Origin of the sequence: Microcoleus sp. Pol17C6, from assembly GCF_036701145.1 — a bacterium.
Classification (GTDB): domain Bacteria; phylum Cyanobacteriota; class Cyanobacteriia; order Cyanobacteriales; family Microcoleaceae; genus Microcoleus.
In genome coordinates, this window is record NZ_JAUBQH010000182.1 from 1 (window position 1) to 1,101 (window position 1,101).

Below are 1,101 nucleotides of genomic sequence, written 5' to 3' on the forward strand. Positions count from 1 at the left end.
TCGAATGCAGGAACCTCGCTCTATCTTAAAAGGTAAACAGGCCTTGCGATCGAGACTTTTTCAGTGACATTGGACTATGGATGACTGTTTTTAGTCTAAACTCCAATAATAAGTCTAATTGCACTCAAGCCCCATAAACGTCTCTATTTTCAGCGTGGCTTCTACGCCCTATCCCTCATGCAGCAAGCATTATAGGTGCGTTGTCACCCGTTAAGGTTTTTGAGATGTTTCGGATTAATTAGGGCTTGCTGAATAAGTGGTTCAAGTAAACACTGTATGGATTTTCGGACGAAGAAAGGTAGTAATGGTGCAAGAAAAACAGGTATAATGAGTCAAAACCCATGCATCACCATTTGCGATCGTGTACAGAAAAGCTGAGCTTGCCCCAAGCCCCCCATCCGAGTTTGAACTGCCCTTCGGAGGAAGCTTGTCACTCCTCAACCGTTGGGTAAAAATGGCCCAACTAATCCCGTGGTCAGAGTTTGAATCAGAATATGCCCAAAATTTCCCCACAGAAATGGGGGCACCGGCCAAATCCTTTCGGATGGCGTTGGGGGCATTAATCATCAAAGAAAAACTCGGAATTAGCGATCGGGAAACAGTCGAACAAATCCGGGAAAACCCGTATCTGCAATACTTTATCGGTCAATCAAGTTACAGTAACGAGCTGCCATTTGACCCATCACTATTAGTTCACTTTCGGCAACGAATTAGTCCCAACCTAATTAATAAAGTGAACGAGCGAATGGTCGAAAAAATACGCTCCATCACCGAGCGTTAAAACGGAAAAAAAAGGATTCGGACGCCAAAAATAAGTCAGTCAATCGCGGAAAATTAATCATAGATGCGACCTGCGCCCCAGCCGATATTAGTTATCCGACCGACTTAGGACTATTAAACAGAGCCAGAGTTCACACCGAAAAAATCCTAGATATCCTCTATAAACAGCTCAAAGGTCAAATCACGAAAAAACCAAGAACCTACCGTAATCTCGCCCGAAAAGATTACTTATTAATAGCCAAACAAAGAAGACCATCCCGCAACAAAAAAAGACAGGCAATTAAAAAACAACTTCAATATATCAAAAGAAACCTAGGTCAT

Annotated in this window: 1 pseudogene; it reads left to right on the forward strand. The window is 42.7% G+C overall.

Going from position 1 to position 1,101, the window contains the following annotated elements:
• Positions 1–361 precede the first annotated feature (361 nt).
• Positions 362–1,101, forward strand: a pseudogene (locus tag QUA25_RS29325) (transposase); the annotation flags it as partial.